At 73.3% G+C, this 21084-nt stretch carries 19 protein-coding genes; 14 read left to right on the forward strand and 5 right to left on the reverse strand.

The genetic code is table 11. The annotated features are described in order from the left end of the window. Positions 1-49 precede the first annotated feature (49 nt). From BG482_RS08780 to BG482_RS08830, 11 genes are all read left to right on the forward strand, one after another. Complete coding sequence (locus BG482_RS08780; RefSeq protein ID WP_069768339.1) at positions 50-1555, forward strand: MFS transporter; 1506 nt, start codon at positions 50-52, stop codon at positions 1553-1555. A 194-nt stretch (positions 1556-1749) separates the two neighbouring features. Further along, a complete protein-coding gene (locus BG482_RS08785; protein WP_069768340.1) occupies positions 1750-2163 on the forward strand; it encodes a DUF3151 domain-containing protein in 414 nt (137 codons plus the stop codon). 156 nt (positions 2164-2319) lie between these two features. Continuing rightward, positions 2320-3165: a tryptophan 2,3-dioxygenase family protein gene (locus BG482_RS08790; protein WP_069768341.1), complete on the forward strand. Its 846-nt coding sequence runs from the start codon at positions 2320-2322 to the stop codon at positions 3163-3165. After that, the gene (gene kynU / locus BG482_RS08795; protein WP_069768342.1) at positions 3158-4345 is read left to right on the forward strand and encodes a kynureninase; all 1188 of its coding nucleotides are present in this window, start codon (positions 3158-3160) and stop codon (positions 4343-4345) included. The genes BG482_RS08790 and kynU overlap by 8 nt, the downstream gene beginning before the upstream one ends. A 269-nt stretch (positions 4346-4614) precedes the next feature. Next, positions 4615-5523 carry an alpha/beta hydrolase gene (locus BG482_RS08800; RefSeq protein ID WP_069768343.1) on the forward strand — a complete coding sequence of 303 codons (909 nt, stop codon included), beginning with the start codon at positions 4615-4617 and terminating at the stop codon, positions 5521-5523. A 312-nt stretch (positions 5524-5835) separates the two neighbouring features. Next, positions 5836-6954 carry an alpha/beta hydrolase gene (locus BG482_RS08805; RefSeq protein ID WP_256096308.1) on the forward strand — a complete coding sequence of 373 codons (1119 nt, stop codon included), beginning with the start codon at positions 5836-5838 and terminating at the stop codon, positions 6952-6954. Further along, the gene (locus tag BG482_RS08810) at positions 6947-8188 is read left to right on the forward strand and encodes an acyltransferase (protein WP_069768344.1); all 1242 of its coding nucleotides are present in this window, start codon (positions 6947-6949) and stop codon (positions 8186-8188) included. Before BG482_RS08805 ends, BG482_RS08810 begins: the two co-directional genes overlap by 8 nt. After that, on the forward strand, positions 8181-9665 hold the full coding sequence (locus tag BG482_RS08815) for a sensor histidine kinase (protein WP_079141690.1): 1485 nt from the start codon (positions 8181-8183) through the stop codon (positions 9663-9665). Before BG482_RS08810 ends, BG482_RS08815 begins: the two co-directional genes overlap by 8 nt. After that, complete coding sequence (locus BG482_RS08820; protein WP_069768345.1) at positions 9662-10339, forward strand: response regulator transcription factor; 678 nt, start codon at positions 9662-9664, stop codon at positions 10337-10339. Before BG482_RS08815 ends, BG482_RS08820 begins: the two co-directional genes overlap by 4 nt. Positions 10340-10451: 112 nt before the next feature. Next, positions 10452-11822 carry a histidine kinase gene (locus BG482_RS08825; protein ID WP_176741331.1) on the forward strand — a complete coding sequence of 457 codons (1371 nt, stop codon included), beginning with the start codon at positions 10452-10454 and terminating at the stop codon, positions 11820-11822. Beyond that, positions 11819-12484: a response regulator transcription factor gene (locus BG482_RS08830; RefSeq protein ID WP_069768347.1), complete on the forward strand. Its 666-nt coding sequence runs from the start codon at positions 11819-11821 to the stop codon at positions 12482-12484. Before BG482_RS08825 ends, BG482_RS08830 begins: the two co-directional genes overlap by 4 nt. A 131-nt stretch (positions 12485-12615) precedes the next feature. Here BG482_RS08830 and BG482_RS08835 read toward each other — a convergent pair whose 3' ends face one another. After that, on the reverse strand, positions 12616-13137 hold the full coding sequence (locus tag BG482_RS08835; protein ID WP_370745764.1) for a DinB family protein: 522 nt from the start codon (positions 13135-13137) through the stop codon (positions 12616-12618). Between the two features lie 175 nt (positions 13138-13312). On the opposite strand from BG482_RS08835, the gene BG482_RS08840 reads away from it, so the two are divergent. Then, on the forward strand, positions 13313-14530 hold the full coding sequence (locus BG482_RS08840) for a cytochrome P450 (RefSeq protein ID WP_069768349.1): 1218 nt from the start codon (positions 13313-13315) through the stop codon (positions 14528-14530). A 161-nt stretch (positions 14531-14691) separates the two neighbouring features. Here BG482_RS08840 and BG482_RS08845 read toward each other — a convergent pair whose 3' ends face one another. Continuing rightward, positions 14692-16263, reverse strand: a complete 1572-nt coding sequence (locus BG482_RS08845) for an ABC transporter permease (RefSeq protein ID WP_069768350.1) — start codon at positions 16261-16263, stop codon at positions 14692-14694. Then, positions 16260-17150 carry an ABC transporter ATP-binding protein gene (locus BG482_RS08850; RefSeq protein WP_069768351.1) on the reverse strand — a complete coding sequence of 297 codons (891 nt, stop codon included), beginning with the start codon at positions 17148-17150 and terminating at the stop codon, positions 16260-16262. Before BG482_RS08850 ends, BG482_RS08845 begins: the two co-directional genes overlap by 4 nt. Positions 17151-17223: 73 nt before the next feature. On the opposite strand from BG482_RS08850, the gene BG482_RS08855 reads away from it, so the two are divergent. Then, a complete protein-coding gene (locus tag BG482_RS08855; protein ID WP_069768352.1) occupies positions 17224-17745 on the forward strand; it encodes a GbsR/MarR family transcriptional regulator in 522 nt (173 codons plus the stop codon). Between the two features lie 22 nt (positions 17746-17767). Here BG482_RS08855 and BG482_RS08860 read toward each other — a convergent pair whose 3' ends face one another. Both BG482_RS08860 and BG482_RS08865 read right to left on the reverse strand, forming a co-directional pair. Further along, a complete protein-coding gene (locus BG482_RS08860; protein WP_069768353.1) occupies positions 17768-18184 on the reverse strand; it encodes a DUF6086 family protein in 417 nt (138 codons plus the stop codon). A 79-nt stretch (positions 18185-18263) separates the two neighbouring features. Next, positions 18264-19370, reverse strand: a complete 1107-nt coding sequence (locus tag BG482_RS08865) for a diacylglycerol kinase (RefSeq protein ID WP_370745765.1) — start codon at positions 19368-19370, stop codon at positions 18264-18266. Positions 19371-19576: 206 nt separating this feature from the next. On the opposite strand from BG482_RS08865, the gene BG482_RS08870 reads away from it, so the two are divergent. Next, entirely contained in the window at positions 19577-20860 is a 1284-nt protein-coding gene (locus BG482_RS08870; RefSeq protein ID WP_069768354.1) for an adenylosuccinate synthase, read from the forward strand. Positions 20861-21084: the final 224 nt, after the last annotated feature.

Raw genomic sequence — 21084 nt, forward strand, 5'->3', positions numbered from 1 at the left:
GCGAGCCCGGCGCCTGTCTACGGCGCCGGGCTCGCTGTATACCTGGGGCATGCCCGATGTCCGGCTGGCCTCGTCCCGCGGCAAGTGGATCCTGTTCACCACCGTGCTCGGCTCCAGCATGGCCCTGCTGGACTCGACCGTCGTCAATGTGGCGCTCCCGCGCATCGGCCGCGACCTGGACGCCGACCTCGCCGTCCTGCAGTGGACGGTCAACGCGTACCTGCTGACGCTGGCCGGGCTGATCCTGCTCGGCGGCTCCCTGGGCGACCACTACGGGCGGCGGAAGGTGTTCGTGGTCGGGGTGGTGTGGTTCGCCGTCGCCTCGCTGCTGTGCGGGCTCGCTCCGAACGCCGCCATGCTGGTCGCCGCCCGTGCCCTGCAGGGCGTCGGCGGCGCGCTCCTCACACCGGGCTCGCTGGCGCTCATCCAGGCCTCCTTCCACTCCGAGGACCGGGCGCGCGCGGTGGGCCTGTGGTCCGGGTTCGGCGGCATCGGGGCGGCCGTGGGGCCGTTCCTGGGCGGCTGGCTGGTGGACGGTCCGGGCTGGCGGTGGGTGTTCTGGCTGAACGTGCCGCTGGCGCTGGTGTGCGTGCCGGTGGCGCTGCGGCACGTGCCCGAGTCCTCCCGGGCCGGGATCGTCGGCAGCGGGGGCGCGCCCGGGAAGAGCCGCGCCGGCGGTGGCTTCGATGCGCTGGGCGCGTTTCTGGGCGCGCTGGCGCTCGCCCTCGTCACGTACGCCCTGATCGAGGCCGCGAGCGGGTCCCCGGGGGTGGTGGCGGGGGCGGCGGTCGCGGGTGTGGCGACCGGGGCGGCCTTCGTGGCGGTGGAGCGGCGCCGCCCGGACCCGATGCTGCCGCTCGACATCTTCGCGTCCCGCCAGTTCACGGCCGTCAACCTGGTCACCCTGTGTGTGTACGCGGCCTTCGGCGGCTTCTTCTTCCTGTGCGCGGTCCAGCTCCAGGTCGTGGTCGGCTGGTCCGCCCTCGGCGCGGGCACCGCGCTGCTGCCGACGACCGTCCTGATGCTGCTGCTGTCCGCCCGCTCCGGCGAACTGGCCCAGCGGATCGGGCCGCGGATCCCGCTCACCGTCGGCCCGCTGCTGTGCGCCGCCGGGATGCTGCTCATGCTGCGGGTGGGGCCGGGCGCGTCCTACGCCGCTGACGTCCTGCCCGGCGTCCTGGTGCTGGGCGTCGGCATGGTCGCGCTGGTCGCCCCGCTCACCGCGACCGTCCTGGCCTCGGTGGACGTGACCCGGGCGGGCATCGCCAGCGGCGTCAACAACGCGGCGGCGCGGGCGGCGGGGCTGGTCGCGGTGGCCGCGCTGCCCCTGCTCACCGGCATGGGCCCGGAGGCCTACCGCTCGGCTTCGGCCTTCGACGACGCCTTCCGCAAGGCGATGGTGCTGTGCGCGGGGGTGCTGGCGCTGGGGGCGGTGATCGCCTTCACGACGGTGCGCCGGCCGCCCCCGGACTGCCGCCGGCCCGAGTGCCGAACCCACGGCAGCGTGCTGGCCCCTCCCCTGGAGGGCGAACGGGCGAGCAAACGTCTGACGTAGGCCCGGCGGGCCCGGAGCCGGACCCTGGCCCTGGCCCTGGCCCTGGCCTCGTTCCCGCCCCGTAAGGGCCCCGGCCGGGGCTGCCGGGGGCGCGCCGACGCCCCGTTCGGGAAACAGGGCGTCGGGCGGACGGCCCGTGGCGGGTTTCGTGGGTGGCCGGCGACGGTGGGCGGCGGATGGAGCAGACTGGAGGCATGTCCCTTCACGAAAACCTCCTCGGGGGCCCGCCCCCGACCCACCTCCCCGACGACCCCGAGCCGCGCGAGCTCCTCGCGAGCGGCACGGCGCCCGCCGACGTCGCCGCGAAGTACCCGACGTCCTCGCTGGCCTGGGCCCGGCTCGCCGACGACGCGTTCGAGCGGGGCAGCGTGGTGGAGTCGTACGCGTACGCCCGTACGGGGTACCACCGCGGTCTGGACAGCCTGCGTCGCAGCGGCTGGAAGGGGCACGGCCCGGTGCCCTGGGAGCACGAGCCCAACCGCGGCTTCCTGCGCGCCCTGCACGCCCTGGCCCGCGCCGCGCAGGCGATCGGCGAGCAGGAGGAGTACGAGCGCTGCTCGCAGTTCCTGAAGGACTCCTCCCCGACGGCGGCACAGACCCTGAGCTAGCCCGCAGGCGGTGCGTGTGGTCCGTCCGGTCCCGGTGTGACCGGACGGACCTTGCGTTTTCGGGCCGGTATTGCGCAGGATGCCGGTGGGGACCGGGGCGTCCTGTCGAAAACGGCAGGGGCGGACCGCTACCCGGAGCAACAACAGGAGACAGCGATGTCCCAGCAGGCTCAGCCCGACGAGGCTTCGGAGCCCGAGACCCCGCATCTCGACTTCGCCGGCACGACGCCGTACGAGGACTACGTCAAGGCGGACGTGCTCACCCACCTGCAGCACACCCTCTCCGACGATCCCGGAGAGATGGTGTTCCTGGTCACGACCCAGGTGATGGAGCTGTGGTTCACGGTCATCGTGCACGAGTGGGAGACCGCCGCGCGGGCGTTGCGCGAGGACCGGGTGCCGGTGGCGATCGACGCGCTCAAGCGTTCCGTCCGTGAGCTGGACGCGCTGAACGCGTCCTGGAAGCCGCTCGGCCAGCTCACCCCCGCGCAGTTCAACTCGTACCGTTCCGCGCTCGGCGAGGGCTCCGGCTTCCAGTCGGCGATGTACCGGCGCATGGAGTTCCTGCTCGGCGACAAGTCGGCGTCGATGCTGGTCCCGCACCGCGGCGCGCCCCGGGTGCACGCCGAGCTGGAGAAGGCGCTGCACGAGCCGAGCCTGTACGACGAGGTGCTGAGGCTGCTGGCCCGCCGTGGCCACGCCATCCCCTCCGCCGTCCTGGAACGGGACCTGGCCCGGCGCTACGAGCCCTCGGCGGAGGTCGAGGCGGTGTGGACGGCCGTGTACGCGGGCGACGAGTCCGACGAGGTGGCGCGCCTCGGCGAGGCGCTGACGGACGTCGCCGAGCTGGTGTGGCGCTGGCGCAACGACCACCTGGTCGCCACCCGTCGCGCGATGGGCGCGAAGGCGGGCACGGGCGGCTCGGCCGGGGTGGCCTGGCTGGAGAAGCGCGCGCAGAAGAACGTCTTCCCGGAGCTGTGGACGGCGAGGTCCCATGTCTGACCTCGCCCGCATCGCGCAGCAGCACGACGCCGAGGATCCGCTCGCCGGCCGGCGCGCCCTGTTCGTCCTCGACGACGGTGTCTACCTCGACGGCAACTCGCTGGGCGCGCTCCCGCGCTCCGTCCCCGGCCGCGTCGAGGACGTCGTGCGCCGCCAGTGGGGTGCGCTGAAGATCCGTTCCTGGGACGAGAGCGGCTGGTGGACGGCGCCCGAGCGGATCGGCGACCGGATCGCGCCGCTGGTGGGCGCGGCGGCCGGGCAGATCGTGGTCGGCGACTCGACGAGCGTCAACGTCCTCAAGGCGCTGGTGGGCGCGGTGCGCCTGGTGGACGACGCCCGCGACGAGATCGTCGTCGACGCGACGACGTTCCCCACGGACGGCTATATCGCCGAGTCCGCGGCCCGCCTGACCGGCCGAACGCTGCGCCCGGTGCGGCCGGCCGAGGTGCCGGCGGCGCTGTCCGAGCGCACGGCGGCCGTCCTGCTCAACCACGTCGACTACCGGACCGGCCGGCTGCACGACCTGCCGTCGCTGACCGCCGCCGTGCACGCGGCCGGCGCGATCGCCGTCTGGGACCTGTGCCACAGCGCGGGCGCGCTGCCGGTGGGCCTCGACGAGCACGGGGTGGACCTCGCGGTCGGCTGCACCTACAAATATCTGAACGGCGGCCCGGGTTCACCGGCGTACCTGTATGTGCGCAGCGGGCTGCAGGACCGATTCGACTCCCCGCTGCCCGGCTGGAACTCGCACGCCGAGCCCTTCGGCATGCGGGAGGCCTACGAGCCTGCGGCAGGCGCCCTGCGCGGCCGGGTCGGCACCCCGGACATCCTGTCGATGCTCGCCCTGGAGGCGGCGCTGGAGGTCTGGGACGGGGTGTCGATCGACGCGGTGCGGACGAAGTCGCTGGCCCTGACGGACTTCTTCCTGGAGTGCGTGCGGGCGTACGTCCCCGAGGGGCGTGTCGAGTCGCTGACGCCGGTGCGTCACGAGGAGCGGGGCAGCCAGGTGGCGCTGCGCTGCTCGCCCGACGCCGGCGACGTCATGAAGCGGCTGATCGGGCGCGGGGTCGTCGGTGACTTCCGCCGCCCGGACGTCCTGCGGTTCGGCTTCACCCCGCTGTACGTCGGGTTCGCCGACGCGGAGCGGGCGGCGCGGGTGCTGGCGGAGGAACTGCGCTGATCCGGCAGGCGAGTTGATTGAACCGGCCGACTCTCCTGGGCGTACTTGGGGGTACGTCCAGGAGAGCGCGATCCCGTGCCGGGCGGTCCGGCCGGGGTGACGCGACAGCAGAACCGTTTACCTCTCACCGTGCGTGACATCCCCGTGTCCGCGCACGTCACGGGCCTGATACCGTCCCGGCCAACGGCCGAATCTCCCCTGGTCCGCCAAATCCTCCCCCAGAGCCGCAAGCCTGGGAGGTACCCCCATCGCCGCTGAGAGGTTGGAGCATGCCGGACGACGTTGTCGCAGCCCGGGCCGTCGCCGAGGAGGAGTCGGCGTTCGCGCATCCGCCCGTCGACCCCGATGTCACCCTGGCGTACGGCGACCACCCCGACCAGGTGATCGACTTCTACGTCCCGCGCGTGGAGGCGGGCCCGGGCGGCTCCGTTCCGCTCGTCGTCGTGCTGCACGGCGGGGCCTGGCGGGCGCCGTACGACCGGCGGCACATCACGCCGTTCGCGGACTTCCTGGCCCGGCGGGGGTTCGCGGTGGCCAACGTGGAGTACCGGCGCGGCTCCGGCGGCCCGGTTGCGGACGCGGACGCCGCCCCGGACCCGGAAGGGGCGTCCCCGATCGCGGGCCGCTGGCCCGACACCTTCGACGACGTCGCCGCGGCCCTCGACGCGCTGCCGGACCTGGCCCGAGAGGCCGTGCCGCAGGCGGACTCGCGCCGCACGGTGCTCACCGGTCACTCGGCGGGCGGCCACCTCGCGCTGTGGGCGGCGGCCCGGCACGTCCTGCCCGCCGACGCGCCCTGGCGCACCGCCCGCCCCGTGCCGCTGCGGGGTGTCGTGGCGCTCGCCCCGATCGCCGACTTCGCAGTCGCCGGGAAACTGGACGTGTGCGGCGGCGCGTCCCGCCAACTCCTCGGCGGCGACGACCGGTTCGAGGAACGCCGGCCGTACGCCGACCCCGCGCTGCTGCTGCCGACCGGCATCGCCACGACCCTGGTCCAGGGCCGCGCCGACCTCGTCGTCCCGGAGGCGGTCGCGGAGGCGTACGCGGACGCGGCGGCGAAGGCTGGTGAGGTCGTGGGCGTGACTCTTCTGGAGGACGTCGGCCACTTCCCGCTCATCGATCCGGCGGTGGACGCGTGCGCGGTGGTGGCGGAGGAGATCGCACAACTGGCGTGGTGAGGAAGCAGATCGGTCCCCTCGGCGCGGCCGGGTCGCGGCGGCTTCCCGTCGGTCGGACGCGGTTCTCCCGTCCGGGTGGACGCGGATCTCCCGGGCGGACGGACGCGGATCTCGCGGGCGGTGTGATGCGCGTCAGGGGGCTCGAGCCCGCCCCGGATCCGGGCCCCGGTATCCCGTAGGTGTCGTACCCGTAGTACTTGAGAGCTACAGCGCAGAACAGCTCCCCGGCGGGACGCGGACGACGCGCTCCGATCCGTAACTTCCAAGCCAGACGGGCCCGATGGCCGGGCGGACTGGTGGGGGAGGGGCGGGATGGCGCAGTTTCGAATGCGCGGGCGGCGGCACGTCGGAGACCTGCATGACCGGCTGAACCGGCAGGACGGGCTGAACCTGCAGGACAGGGAAGACCGGCACGACGGGGGAGACCGGCACGACGGGGGAGTCCGGCAGGAGCGGTGGGAGGGCGGGGCCGGGGTGCGGCGTCGGCTGCGCACCCTGCTCGCTCTCCTCGTCACCGCCGCCGTGGTCGTCCCCCTCACCGCGGCCGCGGCCCGGCCGCGCATACCGGCCCCGGCGCCCGCAGCCCTCGCCCCTTTGACGGCGGCGACGCTCGAGCAGGCGTACGCCGCGAACCGGGCCGACGCCGCTCTGGCGTCCCGGATGGCCGCCGCGCACGGGGACCGCCACCGCGCGTCCGCCGTCCGTGCCCTCGCCGCGTCCTCCCGCCGCCTGCTTTCCTTCGACGGCCGCGGTTCCGGCCGGGCGGTCGAGGTGCTCGGCGACCTGGCGCACGCCGATCGCGTCGCCGTCCTCGTACCGGGCTCCGACACCTCGCTGGACACCTACGAGCGCTTCCATGCCGGAGCGGCCGCGCTGCGGCAGCGGCTCGCCCGGCAACCCGGCGCCGGCTCGCGTACGGCGGTGGTGGCCTGGCTCGGCTACTCCACGCCGGGCACGGTCAGTACGACGGCCATCACGCCGACCCGTGCCGAGGAAGCGGCCCCCGATCTGCGGGACTTCCTGCGCGAGTTGCGCACGGTGACCGGCGCGCGCGCCCGCGTCGCCCTTCTGTGCCACTCCTACGGCACGGTCGTGTGCGCGCGGGCGGCCTCCCGGGTGGACGCGAGCGACCTCGTCCTCCTCGGCAGTCCGGGCACGGGCGTGGCGTCGGCGGCGGACCTGCACACCCGCGCGCGGGTCTGGGCGGCTCGTGGCGACGACGACTGGGTGGCGGACGTCCCCCACGTCAGCGCCGGCCTGTTCGGCACGACGGTCGGTTTCGGCGTCGACCCGATGTCCCCGGCGTTCGGCGCCCGGGTCTTCGCGGCGGGCTCCGGCGGGCACAGCGACTACTTCCGGCCCGGCTCGGTCGCACTGGCCAACATCGCCCGGATCGTCCTCGGCGAGACCTCGGAGGTCCCCGGTGCCTGAGTCACGGGAGAACCGGCGCGGGCGGCAGCACCGGCCGACTGTTCTGCTCCGGCTGCGGGAGGCGGCGGCCCGGGTCGACGCGGCCACGCCGCCGCGGCGCGACCGGGCCGTGGACGCGCTGCGCGCCCTGGCCATCCTCGGTGTCGTGCTCGGCCACTGGCTGGTGACGGCGCTGGTCGCCGACGGCGGCGCCCTGCGCGCCGCGAGCCCGTTGGGGTCCATGTCCTGGCTGGCGCCCGTGTCGTGGATGTTCCAGACGCTGGCGGTGTTCTTCATGGTCGGCGGCCACGTGGCGACCAAGAGCCTCGCGTCGGTGCGGGCGCGGGGCGGGACCTACGGCACGTGGCTGAGCGCCAGGATGTCTCGGCTCTTCGTCCCCGTGGCGGCGGTGCTGACGGTGTGGGCGGTGGCGGCGGCCGGACTGCTGCTGGGCGGCGCGTCCTTCGTCACCGTGCACACGGTGGTCAAACTGGCGCTGTCCCCCCTGTGGTTCCTGCTGGTGTTCGCCGTGCTGACGGCGGCGACCCCGTGGCTGGTCCGGCTCAACCCCGTGTGGCCGCTGGCCGTCGTCCTGCATGTGGACCTGGTGCGCTTCGGCCTGGGCGGTCCGTCCTGGCTGGGCTGGGTGAACCTGGCGGCCGGCTGGCTGGTGCCGTACACGGTGGGCGCGGCGTGGACCCGGGGGGAGCTGGAAAGCCCCCGCGCGGGGTGGACGCTGCTCCTCGGCGGGGCGGCGGTGACGGCGGCACTCGTCGGGTGGGCCGGTTACCCGGCGTCGATGGTGGGCGTGCCCGGCGCGGCGGTGTCCAACCTCGACCCGCCGACGCTGGCGGCCGTCGCCTTCGGCCTGGCCCAGTGCGGCCTGGCCCTGCTGCTGCGCGAGCGTCTGCGCAGGGCCATGAGGCGTCCGCCGCTCTGGGCGGCGGTGGCCGCGCTCAACCTCTCCGCGATGACGGTCTTCCTCTGGCACCAGACGGCCATGATGGCGACCACCGCGACCGGCCTCTTCGCGGGCCGCCTGCCCGGCCTGCACACGCTTCCCGACGGTCTCGACTGGGTGGCCTGGCGGCTGTTGTGGGTGCCGGTCTTCGCCGCGGTGCTCGGGGTGTGCTGGGCGGCGTTCCACTCCTACGAACGGGGGCCGCGCCAGAGGGGCGGCCGTGCGTCGCGGGTGGTCCGCGTCCACCGCGGACGCACCGGTCCAGCGGACGTGAAGGCGGCCCGCAATGCCTAGGGTTGAGGCCGTGAACGGCGAGGAGAGCAGCAGGCCGCCCGAGCGCGCCGCCCGTGCCCGCGCGGGCGGGCTCCGGCTTCACCGGCTGCGCTGGCTGCGGCTGCCGGGATACGTGGTGGTGTGCTGGGCCGGCCTCGGCATCGCGCTGGCCGCCGACGAACAGCTGGGCCGCTACGCCCTGGGCGCGGAACTGGCGGTGCTGGTCGGCTTCGCGCAGGGCGCGGCCGTCGTTCTCGCCCTGTGGCGGCCGATGCCGGCGTGGGCGCTGTCCCTGGCCGGGGCCGTCGTCGCGGCACTGACCGCCCGGCCGGTTCTGGAGGGCCACCCGCTGCCGGGGCCGTCCTGGCCGTGGACCAGCGCCGAAGTCCTGGCCCAGTCCCTCGTGCTGCTGTTGCTGGCGCTCCGGGTCCGTCCCCGGGTGTCCTTCTCGGCGCTGGGGGCCACCGCGCTGATGACATGGCTGGTGCAGGGCCTCATCGGCGGAGCCAACTACACCCCCACCGGTTTGACGGCGGTCGTGGTGTTCGGCGCGGTCGTCCTCGTCGGCACCGCCCTCCGCGGTCTCGGCGAGGCCCGCACCCAGCTCGTCGAGCAGGAGACGATCACCGCCGAGGAACGGGCCCGCCGCACCGTCCTGGAGGAACGCAACCGGATCGCACGAGAGCTGCACGACGTGGTCGCCCACCACATGTCGGTGATCTCCATCCAGGCTCAGGTCGCCCCCCACCTGGTGAAGGATCCGTCCGAGGAGCTGAAGGAGAACCTCGCCGGCATCCGGCAGAACGCCCTGGAGGCCTTGGGCGAGCTGCGCCGTGTGCTCGGGGTGCTGCGTTCGGAGAACCCGGAGGACCCCTACGGTCTGGGCGCGGCCGGAGCCGGAGCCGCCCCGGACACCCCCCAGCCCACGCTCGACCGGCTGGACGCCCTGCTGGAGAACACCCGCGCGGCCGGCCTCGACGTGACCGCCGTCATCAAGGGCGACGCGCCGGCCTACCCGCCGGGCGTGCAGCTGTCGGCGTACCGGATCGTCCAGGAGGCGCTGAGCAACGCCCTGCGGCACGCGCCGGGTTCCCAGGTGCGGGTGATGCTCGGCCACCACGCCCGGGGTCTGTACCTGGAGATCGCCAATTCCCGTCCGCGGCACCCGGTGCGGCCTTCTCCCGGAGCGGGGCACGGTCTGCTCGGCATGCGCGAGCGGGCGACCATGCTGGGCGGCCACGTCAGCGCGTATCCGACCCTGCACGGCGGTTTCGCGGTGTCGGCGTTCCTGCCGAGGGACGGTGTGGCGTGCGACCGCGACGACTCGGAGGGCCCCGGCGCCCCGGAGGGCCTCGAACTCGCCTTCCCGGACGATCCGCACGGCGGCCCCCACGACCCGCACGGCGGCCCCCATGGGCCGTCCGGCGACCCGCACGAGCCGCTTGCCGACCCGGGTGACCGGGAGCAGCGGCCCTCGACGCGAGAAGGAAAACGATGACGACCGGCGGCACCATCCGCGTACTGATCGCCGACGACCAGCAGATGGTCCGGCAGGGCTTCACCGTGCTGTTGAACGCGCACCCGGGTATCGAGGTGATCGGGCAGGCGGTGGACGGCTTCGACGCCGTGGCGAAGGTCGCCGAACTGGCCCCCGACGTGGTGCTGATGGACATCCGGATGCCCGACCTCGGGGGCATCGACGCCACACACCGCATCACCCTCGACCACCCTCACATCAAGGTGCTGGTGCTCACCACCTTCGACCTCGACGAGTACGTGTACGAGGCGCTGCGGGCCGGTGCGTCCGGCTTCCTGCTCAAGGACGCCTCGGCGGACCAGCTGGCCGAGGCGGTCCGGGTGGTGGCCGCCGGGGACGCCCTGCTGGCCCCGGGCATCACCCGCAAGCTGATCGCCGAGTTCTCCCGTCTGGACGGCAAGCCCAGGGCTCCGCTGAAGGAGCGGGTCGGTGCTCTCACCGAACGCGAGACGGAGGTGCTCGCCCTCATCGCGCAGGGCCTGTCCAACGCGGAGATCGCGAACCACCTCGTCGTCGCCGAGCAGACCGTGAAGACGCATGTGGGTCGCATCCTGGTGAAACTGGGCCTGCGGGACCGCACCCAGGCCGCGGTGTTCGCCTACGAGTCGGGGCTGGTGAGACCGGCGGGATACTGAGCGGCGGCGGGCCGGCGGCTCTCTGTGGGACCCGTAGTACTTGAGGGGGATCCACAGGAACCCCTCTCACTGGTGACGACCGCTACCCCCGGCTGCGCATACCGTTTTGAACGTGACCGAGACTACGCAGACGCACCCTGTGCACCCGGACGGACCGGACGGGCCGGACGACTCCTACGAGCCCCTCCGGCCGCGCAGCCCGGAGTTCCGGGCGGCCGCGGAAGCCCTGCGCGGCCTGCGACAGGACCTGTTCCACGACGCCTTCGCCTACCGCCCGCTGCCCCGCAAGGAGCCCGCGGGACGCCTCCTGCGCAGGCTGAAGGGCCGCAAGCGGGAGTACGCGGCCTGGTCCCGGCAGGCGATGGTCGGGGCGGCCGGCGCCCTGGCGATGCTGATCGCCTGGGTCGACGACCAGGGGGGCGGCGTGGGGCTCCTGACCGGCCTGCTCGCTCTGATCCCGGTGCTGCTCACGCTGGTGCGGCCGGTGGGCGCGTTCTGGCTGTCGCTCGCGGCGACCACGATCACCGCGGTCGTCGGCACCACGTACAGCGAGTGGCCCTGGCTGCCGAGCAGCTTCGTCACCCACCTGATCGTCCTGACGGTGGTCGCGATACGGACCCGCCCGCGCACGGCGGCGTGGATGTGGTTGCTGACGGCGGCGTACGGCTTCGTCGCCGAGACCGTGTTCAGTTGGGACCACGACTACACGAACACCGCCCCGATGCTGGTCTTCTCCGCGATCCTCCTCCTCGCCGTCACGGTCTGGCACATCCGCCGGCAGGCGGAGGAGGAGGTCACGGCCCAGCAGACGGTGACCGCGCACGAGCGTTCGCGGCGCACCCTGCTGGAGGAGCGGACCACGATCGCGCGCGAGCTGCACGACGTGGTCGCGCACCACATGTCGGTGGTCGCGATCCAGGCGGAGGCCGCCCCCTACCGGGTGGAGAACCCTCCGCCCGAGCTGGAGAAGGCCTTCGTCACGATCCGGGAGAACGCGGTGGCGGCCCTCACGGAGCTTCGCCGGGTCCTGGGCGTGGTCCGCGCCGAGGACTACGAGGTCCCCGACGCCCCGCAGCCCACGCTCGCCGAACTGGACGGGCTCCTCGCCAATGTGCGGGAGACGGGCCTGGACGTGGAGAAGACGGTCACGGGAGCCGTGCGCGAGCTGCCCCAGGGCGTGGAGCTGTCGGCGTACCGGATCGTCCAGGAGGCGCTGAGCAACACCCTGCGCCATGCGCCCGGTGCGAGCGCCCGCGTGGAGATCGGCTATGTGCTGGGTGGTCTGGGGCTGCGGATAGTCAACGGCGCCCCGCCGAACCCGACGCTGATCAAGCCCTCGCCGGGGGCCGGTCACGGCGTCACGGGGATGCGGGAGCGGGTCACGATGCTGAACGGTGGGATGACGGCGGAGCCGACGCCGGACGGCGGTTACGAGGTGACGGTGTTCCTGCCGGTGCCCGCCCCGAGCGAGAGTGGAACATGACGATCCGAGTACTGGTCGCCGACGACCAGATGATGGTGCGCGAGGGCTTCTCGGTCCTGCTGAACGCGATGCCTGGCATCGAGGTGGTGGGCGAGGCGGTCAACGGCCGGGAGGCGGTGGACCGCGTCCGTGAGCTGTCTCCCGACGTGGTCCTGATGGACATCCGCATGCCGGAGCTGAACGGCATCGAGGCGACGAGGGAGATCGTGGCGGCGGACGGATCGGCGAAGGTCCTGGTCCTGACCACCTTCGATCTGGACGAGTACGTCTACCAGGCGCTTCGCGCGGGAGCCTCGGGCTTCCTGCTGAAGGACGCGTCGGCTCGCCAACTGGCCGACGGGGTGAGGGTGGTGGCTTCGGGGGAGGCGTTGCTGGCCCCGTCCGTCACCAGGCGGCTGATCACGGAGTTCTCGAAGCTCTCCGAGGCGCCGCGGCTGTCGGCGACGGCCCAGGCGGCGTACGGAGACCTCACCGAACGGGAGACGGAGGTGCTGGTCCTGATCGCGCAGGGGCTGTCCAACGCGGAGATAGCCGAGCGGCTGGTGGTGGCGGAGTCGACCATCAAGACGCATGTGAGCAGGATCCTGGTGAAACTGGGCCTGCGTGACCGCACCCAGGCCGCGGTGTTCGCGTACGAGGCGCGGCTCGTGACGCCGGGCTAGGGCCGGCACGCCACGGCTCGCGGCCGCCGTGCCACCGACGTCCGTGCGCACGACGCTCGCTGGGCGCGTCGTGGCCGGGTGAGGTCCGCGGGCGGCTCGGACACCGAGGAGCGTGACGCCGGACCGGGACGTCAGGTCAGGACCAGCCAGCGGCGGCCGTCGATCAGCTCGCGTGCCGCGTCGAGGTGGCCGGCGTGACACGCGGTCTCGGTGATGACATGCAGCAGGACGCCGCGCAGGGTGTGCAGATGCGGTTCCCCGAACAGGTCGTGGGGCCACCAGGCCGGAGCGGCGTCGGCCGGGGTGGAGGTGATGACGGAATCGGCGAGTTCCGCCTCCCGCCGGTACAGGTCGAGCACGTCGACGGCCGGCACGTCAGGGGCCACCTTCCAGGCTTCGTCGCCGCTCGTCAGGCCGCTGATGACCTCCTCGTCCCCGGCGACGACGGCGCGGAACCAGAAGCGCTCCACATCCAGAGCGAGGTGCTGGACCATGCCCAGGCAGTGCCATCCGGACGGCAGGACGGGCCGTCGCAGATCCTTCGGGTCGAGCCCGTCGAGGATGCCGAGAACGTGGCGCCGCTGTCCGTGCAGAACCCGGAGAAGCTCCCCGACCTCGCTGTCCGACGTTGTTCCGTTCGAATTATCGGTCACGGCCACCCAGGATGCCCGAATCCTCGCGGCCACGCAGGGAGTCACCCGATGTCCGTGAACATGCGGCCGACCGACGGCCGGTGGAACCGTGAGGCGGCCGGCCACCGGAGGTACGCGGGCCGGTGCCGAGCAGTACCCCCTGGTCAGCAGGCCGTCCAGCGGTTAGCGTCCGCTCATGGCAGCAGTCGACGACCTCTCCTTCGATCCCTGGGACCCGGCATTCGTGTCGGACCCGTATCCGGCGTACGCCGAGCTGCGGGAGCGGGGGCGGGTGATCTACTTCGAGCCGACCCGCCAGTGGCTGGTGCCGCGACATGCGGACGTCTCGGCGCTGCTGCGGGACCGGCGGCTGGGGCGGACATATCAACACCGCTTCACGCACGAGGACTTCGGGCGGACGGAGCCGCCGCCCGAGCAGGAGCCGTTCCACACGCTCAACGATCACGGGATGCTCGATCTGGAGCCGCCGGACCACACACGGATCCGCCGGCTCGTGTCCAAGGCGTTCACCCCGCGCACGGTGGAGCGGCTGAAGCCGTACGTCCGGCGGCTGGCCGGAGAGCTGGTGGACCGGCTGGTGCGGGAGGGCGGGGGCGATCTGCTGCACGACGTCGCCGAGCCGCTGCCCGTCGCCGTGATCGCGGAGATGCTCGGGATCCCGGAGGCGGACCGGGCGCCGCTCAGGCCCTGGTCGGCGGACATCTGCGGGATGTACGAGCTGAACCCGTCGGAACAGACCGCGGCGAAGGCCGTGCGGGCCTCCGTCGAGTTCTCCGACTACCTGCGGGAGCTGATCGCCGAGCGGCGCAAGGAGCCGGGGGAGGACCTGATGTCGGGCCTGATCGCCGCGCACGACGAGGGCGACCGGCTGACCGAGCAGGAGCTGATCTCGACGGCCGTGCTGCTGCTGAACGCCGGTCACGAGGCGACCGTCAACGCCACGGTCAACGGCTGGTGGACGCTCTTCCGGCACCCGGAGCAGCTGGCGGCGCTGCGGGCGGACCACTCGCTCGTCCCCTCCGCGGTCGAGGAGCTGATGCGGTACGACACCCCGCTGCAGCTCTTCGAGCGGTGGGTGCTCGACGACATCGAGATCGACGGGACCGTCGTGCCCCGGGGGGCCGAGATCGCGATGCTCTTCGGCTCGGCGAACCACGATCCCGCCGTCTTCGCCGAGCCGGACCGGCTCGACCTCGCCCGCGCCGACAACCCGCACATCTCGTTCAGCGCGGGCATCCACTACTGCATCGGCGCGCCTCTGGCCCGGATCGAGCTCGCGGCCTCCATGACGGCCCTGCTGGAGCGGGCCCCGACCCTCTCCCTCGCCGCCGAGCCGCGGCGCAAGCCGGCCTTCGTGATCCGGGGGCTGGAGGGCCTCAGCGTGACCGTCTGAAGCGCGCTCGGCCGACACCGTGAGGCCGACACCACCAGGCCCGCGCCTCGGCCCAGCGCCGCAGTCCCCGCGCGGGCCCGCCGCAGTCCCCGCGCGGGCCTGTCGCGGGCCCCCGCGTGGCCGCGGTTCCCGCGGCGGCTGTCCCGGCCTCGTTCCGGGGGCTAGGACGAGGTCATGTCCCGGCGTCGCAGTCCCGCCAGCCCGGCGGCCACCAGCAGCGCCGCTGCGCACAGGAGCGTCAGCACCGGCGTCCACCGCATCTCCGCGCCCGGCAGCTTGGGCAGGTGGCCGAACGGGGACAGGTCCAGGACCGTCTGCGGGGCGTCGAGGGCGGGGCCGATCCAGCCGATGAGCAGGAACGCGCCCGCCACTCCCCAGGCGGCCGGGGCCAGACGCGGGACGGTTCCGTAGAGCAGGACCGTCAGGCCGCCGACCAGCCACACCGCCGGCAGCTGCACCAGACAGGCGGCCAGGATCGGCCCGCCGTCCCTGCCGTAGCCCGCCGCGAAGCCGAGGCCTGCCAGGAGCATGATCAGCGCCGCGCCGCCGAAGGCGATCGTCAGATGCCCGGCGGCCCAGCGCAGCCGGCCGACCGTGTTCGCCAGCACCGGTTCCGCGCGCCCGGAGGTCTCCTCGCCGTGCAGGCGCAGGACGGACGCGACGACGTACAGGGCCGCGATCATGCCCAGCATGCCGATCATCGAGGCGAGGAAGGCGTCCGTCAGCCCCGACCGGCCGCCCATCCGCTCGAAGATCTCGCGGGCCCTGTCGTTGTCGCCGACCAGGTCCGCCGCGCCCTCCGTCAGGCCGCCGTACACCACCCCCGCGAGGAAGAAGCCGGCGCTCCAGCCCAGCACGGCGCCCCGTTGCAGCCGCCAGGACAGGGCGGCGGCCGTGCCCAGGCGTCCGGCCGCCGGGCCCGGCCGGGTCGGCAGGAAGCTCATGCCCACGTCCCGGCGGCCGGCGAGCCCGTACGCCAGCGCGCCCTGCGCCGCGATCGCGGCCGCGAGCAGCGACAGCACCCACCACCGTTCGTCCGCGAACGCCCGCAGGTTCTCCAGCCAGCCGAGCGGGGACAGCCAGGTCAGCGGCGACGAGCCGTCGTCCGCCGACGAGTCGCCCGCGGCCCGCAGCACGAAGGCCGCGCCCAGCACCGCCGACGTCAGGCCACGGGCCAGCCGCGCGCTCTCCGTGAGCTGTGCCGCCAGGGCGGCCGTCGTGGCGAACAGCATGCCCACCCCGGCGAGACCGAGGCCGAACGCCGCCGCTCCCGCCGCTCCCCGGCCGGCCAGGCCCGCCGTGACCAGCAGGGCGAGCACGGTGTTCGCGACCCCGGCGGCCAGCAGCGCCGCCGTCAGCGAGGCCCGCCGGCCGACCATGCCGGACGCGATCAGGTCCTGACGGCCGCTCTCCTCCTCGTCACGGGTGTGCCGTACGACGATCAGCAGGCTGGTCACGGCGGCCAGCGCGGCCGCGTAGACGCCCACGCGCCAGGCGCTGAGCGCGCCGAGCGAGTCGCCGAAGACCGGGCCGATCAGGGCCCGCAGGGAGGAGTTGGTCTCCACCTGCCGCAGCAGGTCGGCGCGGTCGGCCGGGGTGTCGTAGAGGCCCTCGAGGGTGGTCGGCATGGACAGCACCATCAGGGTGTTGACGGCCACCCAGACGGGGATCAGCACACGGTCGCGGCGCAGCGCGAAGCGCAGGAGCGGGCCGGTGCCCGCGAGGGCGGTCATGCCGGCGTCTCCTGGTAGTGGCGCAGGAAGAGTTCCTCCAGGGTCGGCGGCGTCGACGTCAGCGAGCGCACCCCCGACTCGGTCAACGAGCGCAGCACGCCGTCGAGTCGGTCGGCGTCGACCTGCAACCGCACCCGGTTTCCCCGGACGTCGAGACCGTGCACGCCGGGGAGGCCGGCCAGTCCGTCGGGTGGGCCCGCGAGTTCGGCCGAGACGCTGGTCCTCGTCAGATGGCGCAGGTCGGCCAGCGAGCCCGTCTCGACGGTGCGGCCCTTGCGGACGATGCTGACGCGGTCGCACAACTCCTCGACCTCGCTGAGGATGTGGGAGGACAGCAGGACCGTTCGGCCCCTGTCGCGCTCCTCCTCCACGCAGCGCTGGAAGACCGCCTCCATCAGCGGGTCCAGGCCCGAGGTCGGTTCGTCGAGGATGAGGAGGTCGACGTCCGAGGCGAACGCGGCGACCAGGGCGACCTTCTGGCGGTTGCCCTTGGAGTAGGTGCGGCCCTTCTTGGTGGGGTCGAGTTCGTAGCGGTCGATCAGGTCGGCCCGGCGGGCCGCGTCCAGGCCGCCGCGCAGCCGGCCGTACAGGTCGATGACCTCGCCGCCGGAGAGGTTGCGCCAGAGGGTCACGTCGCCCGGCACGTACGCGATGCGGCGGTGCGCCTCGACCGCGTCGGCCCACGGGTCGAGGCCGAGGACCCGGGCCGTGCCCGCGTCGGCGCGCAGCAGGCCGAGCAGGACCCGGATGGCGGTGGACTTGCCGGCTCCGTTGGGGCCGAGGAAGCCGTGCACCTCACCGGTCTCGACCTGCAGGTCGAGACCGGTGAGGGCGTGGGTGCGCCCGAAGGACTTGTGCAGTCCGGACACGGAGATGGCCTTCGTCATGCTCCAGAACGTACGCTTCTTTCAGAAAGTTGTGAAGATACGGAAGCCAGTGAAGCATCGATAGGATGGCCCCATGACGGATTCAGCGGGTGAGGGACCGGACACGCGGGACGCCGAGGCCGTGTCCCGGTTCGTGGAGTCCTTCGCGGCGCAGCTCGTCGAGGCCGGGATGCAGCGCATGCCGGCCCGGGTCTTCACCGCGCTCCTCGCCTCGGACCAAGGCGCCATGTCCTCCGCCGAGCTGGGCGAGCAGCTGCGGATCAGTCCCGCCGCGGTGTCCGGTGCGGTGCGCTACCTGTCCCAGCAGCACATGGTCTCGCGGGAGCGCGAGCCCGGCTCCCGGCGCGAGCGCTACCGGGTGCACAGCGACCAGTGGTACGAGGCCCTCACCAACCGCGAGGCCGTCCTCAAGCGGTGGGGGGCTGCGCTGCGCGAGGGCGTCGCCGGTCTCGGCGACGACACCCCGGCCGGACGCCGTCTGGCCGAGACGCTCGCGTTCTTCGAGTTCGTCGACGGTGAGATCGCGGCCATGATGGAACGCTGGCGGGTCCACCGTGAGCAGCTCTTCGGAGACCGCTCCTCCCGGCGCCCCTAGCGCGGGCCGGAGGGCCGGCCCGTCAGCGGGGCATCGCGCGCTGGAGCGCCAGGACCCGGGCGCGCAGTCGGGCGGGCCGGTCCGGGTCGGCCGGCAGCAGCGCCTGCACCGCCATGAACCCGTCGAGCGTGGGCGGCGGGCCGGGCACGCGCACGTCGAGACCGATCCGCTCGGCGAGCGCCAGCACCGTGGCGAGGAACCCCTCGGACAGGGCGTCGACGATCGCGTGGGCGGTCCGGCCGTGTCGCTCCAGCAGGCCGTGCACGAACGCCTCGAAGACGGACACGTCGATCGCGCACTCGTCGTTGCACATCGGGCCGAATCCCGACGGCAGTCCCAGCCACCCCTCGTACACCCGCACATGCGCCAGGAACAGCTCGGACGCCCGCGTCGCCGGATTCCACACCGACTCCCCGTCCACCTCGTAGTACTGGCTCATCGTGGCCCCGCTCCTTCGTGCTCGCCGAACGCGCAGCGTAGCCGGAGCCGCCCGGTCGGCGCCCCCGGATCACGCGCCGTCACCGGCCCGGCAGCATCAGGCCCAGCGCGCCCTCCCGCACCGTCCACGTCCGCCGCCGCACCGGACCGGCGATCGCCGCGTCCGCCCGGTAGCGGAAGTCCGCGCCCGAGACCGTCACCGTGCGCCCCCGGGCCAGCAGCGGTGTCGCCTCCGCGCCCAGGGACAGCGGCCGCACCTCCACCGTCACCATGCCGGAGGCGCCCGTTCCCGGGATCACCGACACCGCCTCGACGGGCTGGTCGAGGTCGATCAGCGTCACCCCGTCGACCTCGATCCGCAGCCGGGCCGGTCCCGGCGGCGCGGGGACGGCGGAGAGCCGGGACGGCCGGGAGGGCACCAGGGTCCGGACGAGGGACTGGCACGTGCGCAGCCACGGCCGGCCGGAATCCGCCCCGCCCCCGCCGTCCCCCCGCAGGCCTCCTGCGCCCCGTGAATCCTCCGCCTCCGGCGAATTCCTCGAGCCGCGCGGCCCGCCCGACCCCCACGTGCCGTGCAGCCCCCATCCTCCGTGCAGCCCCCACGCACCGTGCAGCCGCTGGTCGTTCCGCGCTGCTCGGGGGGACTCGGAGTCGCGCGCGTCATGTGCGTCGCGGGAGTCATGTGCGTCGCGGGGGTCCCGGGGGTCCAGGGGGTCCCGGGAACTCTCGGGGGCCTGTGGAGCGAGCGGGAGGGGCGGTATGCGCAGCGCCCCCAGCACGATGCCGTCGCTGTCGTCCACCAGCAGGTCCAGCCGCCGCTCGGCTCCGTCCAGGACGGCCCGGGCCGCCGCCACCGCCCCGGTGGGCACCCCCAGGGCGTGCGCGACGCCCAGCGAGCCGCCCACCGGCACCACCGACAGCACACAGGCGGCCAGCGCCCGCTGCCGGTGCAGCAGGGCCACCGCCCGGGTCAGCGCACGGTCGTCCCCGATCACCACCGGCCGCCGGGAGCCCCGTCGCGCCAGCGCCCGGGCGAATTCCTCCGGACCGTCCGGCAGACACACCTTGGTGCCCGCCGCACCCGCGCTGAGCACGTCTTTCGCGATCCGAACGGACTCCCCGTCCATACGCCGGGCGACCGGATCGATGATCACCAGCAGCTGTTCGGACGTCGGAGAAGTCGCCACCTCGGTCCTGCCTCGCTTCCTCGGGTAGCATCTTTGTGCAAGAGCCCCTTGCGCTATTGCGCCAGGGGCTTCGTCTATTCCGGGGCATCCGGGTCCGACGAGCGGCGGCCGACCACGGTCGCGGTGCGTGCGGTGCACGCGGTGGAACGATCCATCGCGTACACCTCTGGCCTTGGACATGCCCCACCCGGAAGGGGTGTACGCGCGTGCCCGCACTTGTGCTGCTCGGTGCTCAGTGGGGTGACGAAGGCAAGGGAAAGGCCACCGACCTTCTCGGTGGCTCGGTGGACTACGTAGTGCGTTACCAGGGCGGCAACAACGCCGGCCACACGGTCGTCGTCGGCGATCAGAAGTACGCACTCCACCTGCTCCCTTCCGGAATCCTGTCTCCCGGCTGCACGCCGGTCATCGGTAACGGTGTCGTCGTCGACCCGTCGGTCCTGCTCTCCGAGCTGAGCGGTCTGAACGAGCGCGGCGTCGACACGTCGAAGCTGCTGATCAGCGGCAACGCGCACATCATCACGCCCTACAACGTGACTGTCGACAAGGTGACGGAACGCTTCCTCGGAAAGCGCAAGATCGGCACCACCGGCCGCGGGATCGGTCCGACTTATGCCGACAAGATCAACCGGGTCGGCATCCGGGTCCAGGACCTCTACGACGAGTCGATCCTCACCCAGAAGGTCGAGGCTGCCCTCGACGGCAAGAACCAGCTGCTGACCAAGCTGTACAACCGCCGCGCCATCGCCGTCGACCAGGTCGTCGAGGAACTGCTCGGGTACGCGGAGAAGCTCGCTCCGTACGTCACCGACACGGTCCTGGTCCTCAACCAGGCGCTGGAGCAGGACAAGGTCGTCCTCTTCGAGGGCGGACAGGGCACGCTCCTCGACATCGACCACGGCACGTACCCCTTCGTGACCTCGTCGAACCCGACCGCGGGCGGCGCCTGCACGGGCTCGGGCGTGGGTCCGACGAAGATCAGCCGGGTCATCGGCATCCTGAAGGCCTACACGACCCGCGTCGGCTCGGGCCCCTTCCCGACGGAGCTCTTCGACGCGGACGGCGAGGCGCTGCGCCGGATCGGCGGCGAGCGGGGCGTCACCACCGGCCGTGACCGCCGCTGCGGCTGGTTCGACGCCGTCATCGCCCGTTACGCGACCCGCGTCAACGGCCTGACGGACTTCTTCCTGACCAAGCTCGACGTCCTCACCGGCTGGGAGGAGATCCCGGTCTGCGTGGCGTACGAGATCGACGGCCGGCGCGTCGAGGAACTCCCGTACTCGCAGAGCGACTTCCACCACGCGAAGCCGGTCTACGAGACCCTGCCCGGCTGGTCCGAGGACATCACCAAGGCGAAGTCGTTCTCCGACCTGCCGAAGAACGCCCAGGCGTACGTGAAGGCGCTGGAGGAGATGTCCGGCGCCCCGATCTCCGCGATCGGCGTGGGCCCGGGCCGGGACGAGACGATCGAGGTCAACTCGTTCCTGTAGTCAGCCCCGGTGGCGGTACGTCGGCTCGGGCCGGTCTCGGACACCCTTGACCGGCCCGTGGCCCGTCCACGGACCGGTCACCCCTCGCCCCCCCCCCCCGCCCTCGGGCCCTCAGGGCGCTCCGGCTCCGGGGTCCCTCCGGCTCTGCGGCCTCGTCGGTCGGCGCGGCCCCGGCACGGCATCCGGCGACGGACCGCCGGCGGTGCGAAGGCGGCCGGGGCGCC

It is taken from the genome of Streptomyces sp. LUP30, from assembly GCF_001746365.1.
Lineage (GTDB): Bacteria > Actinomycetota > Actinomycetes > Streptomycetales > Streptomycetaceae > Streptomyces.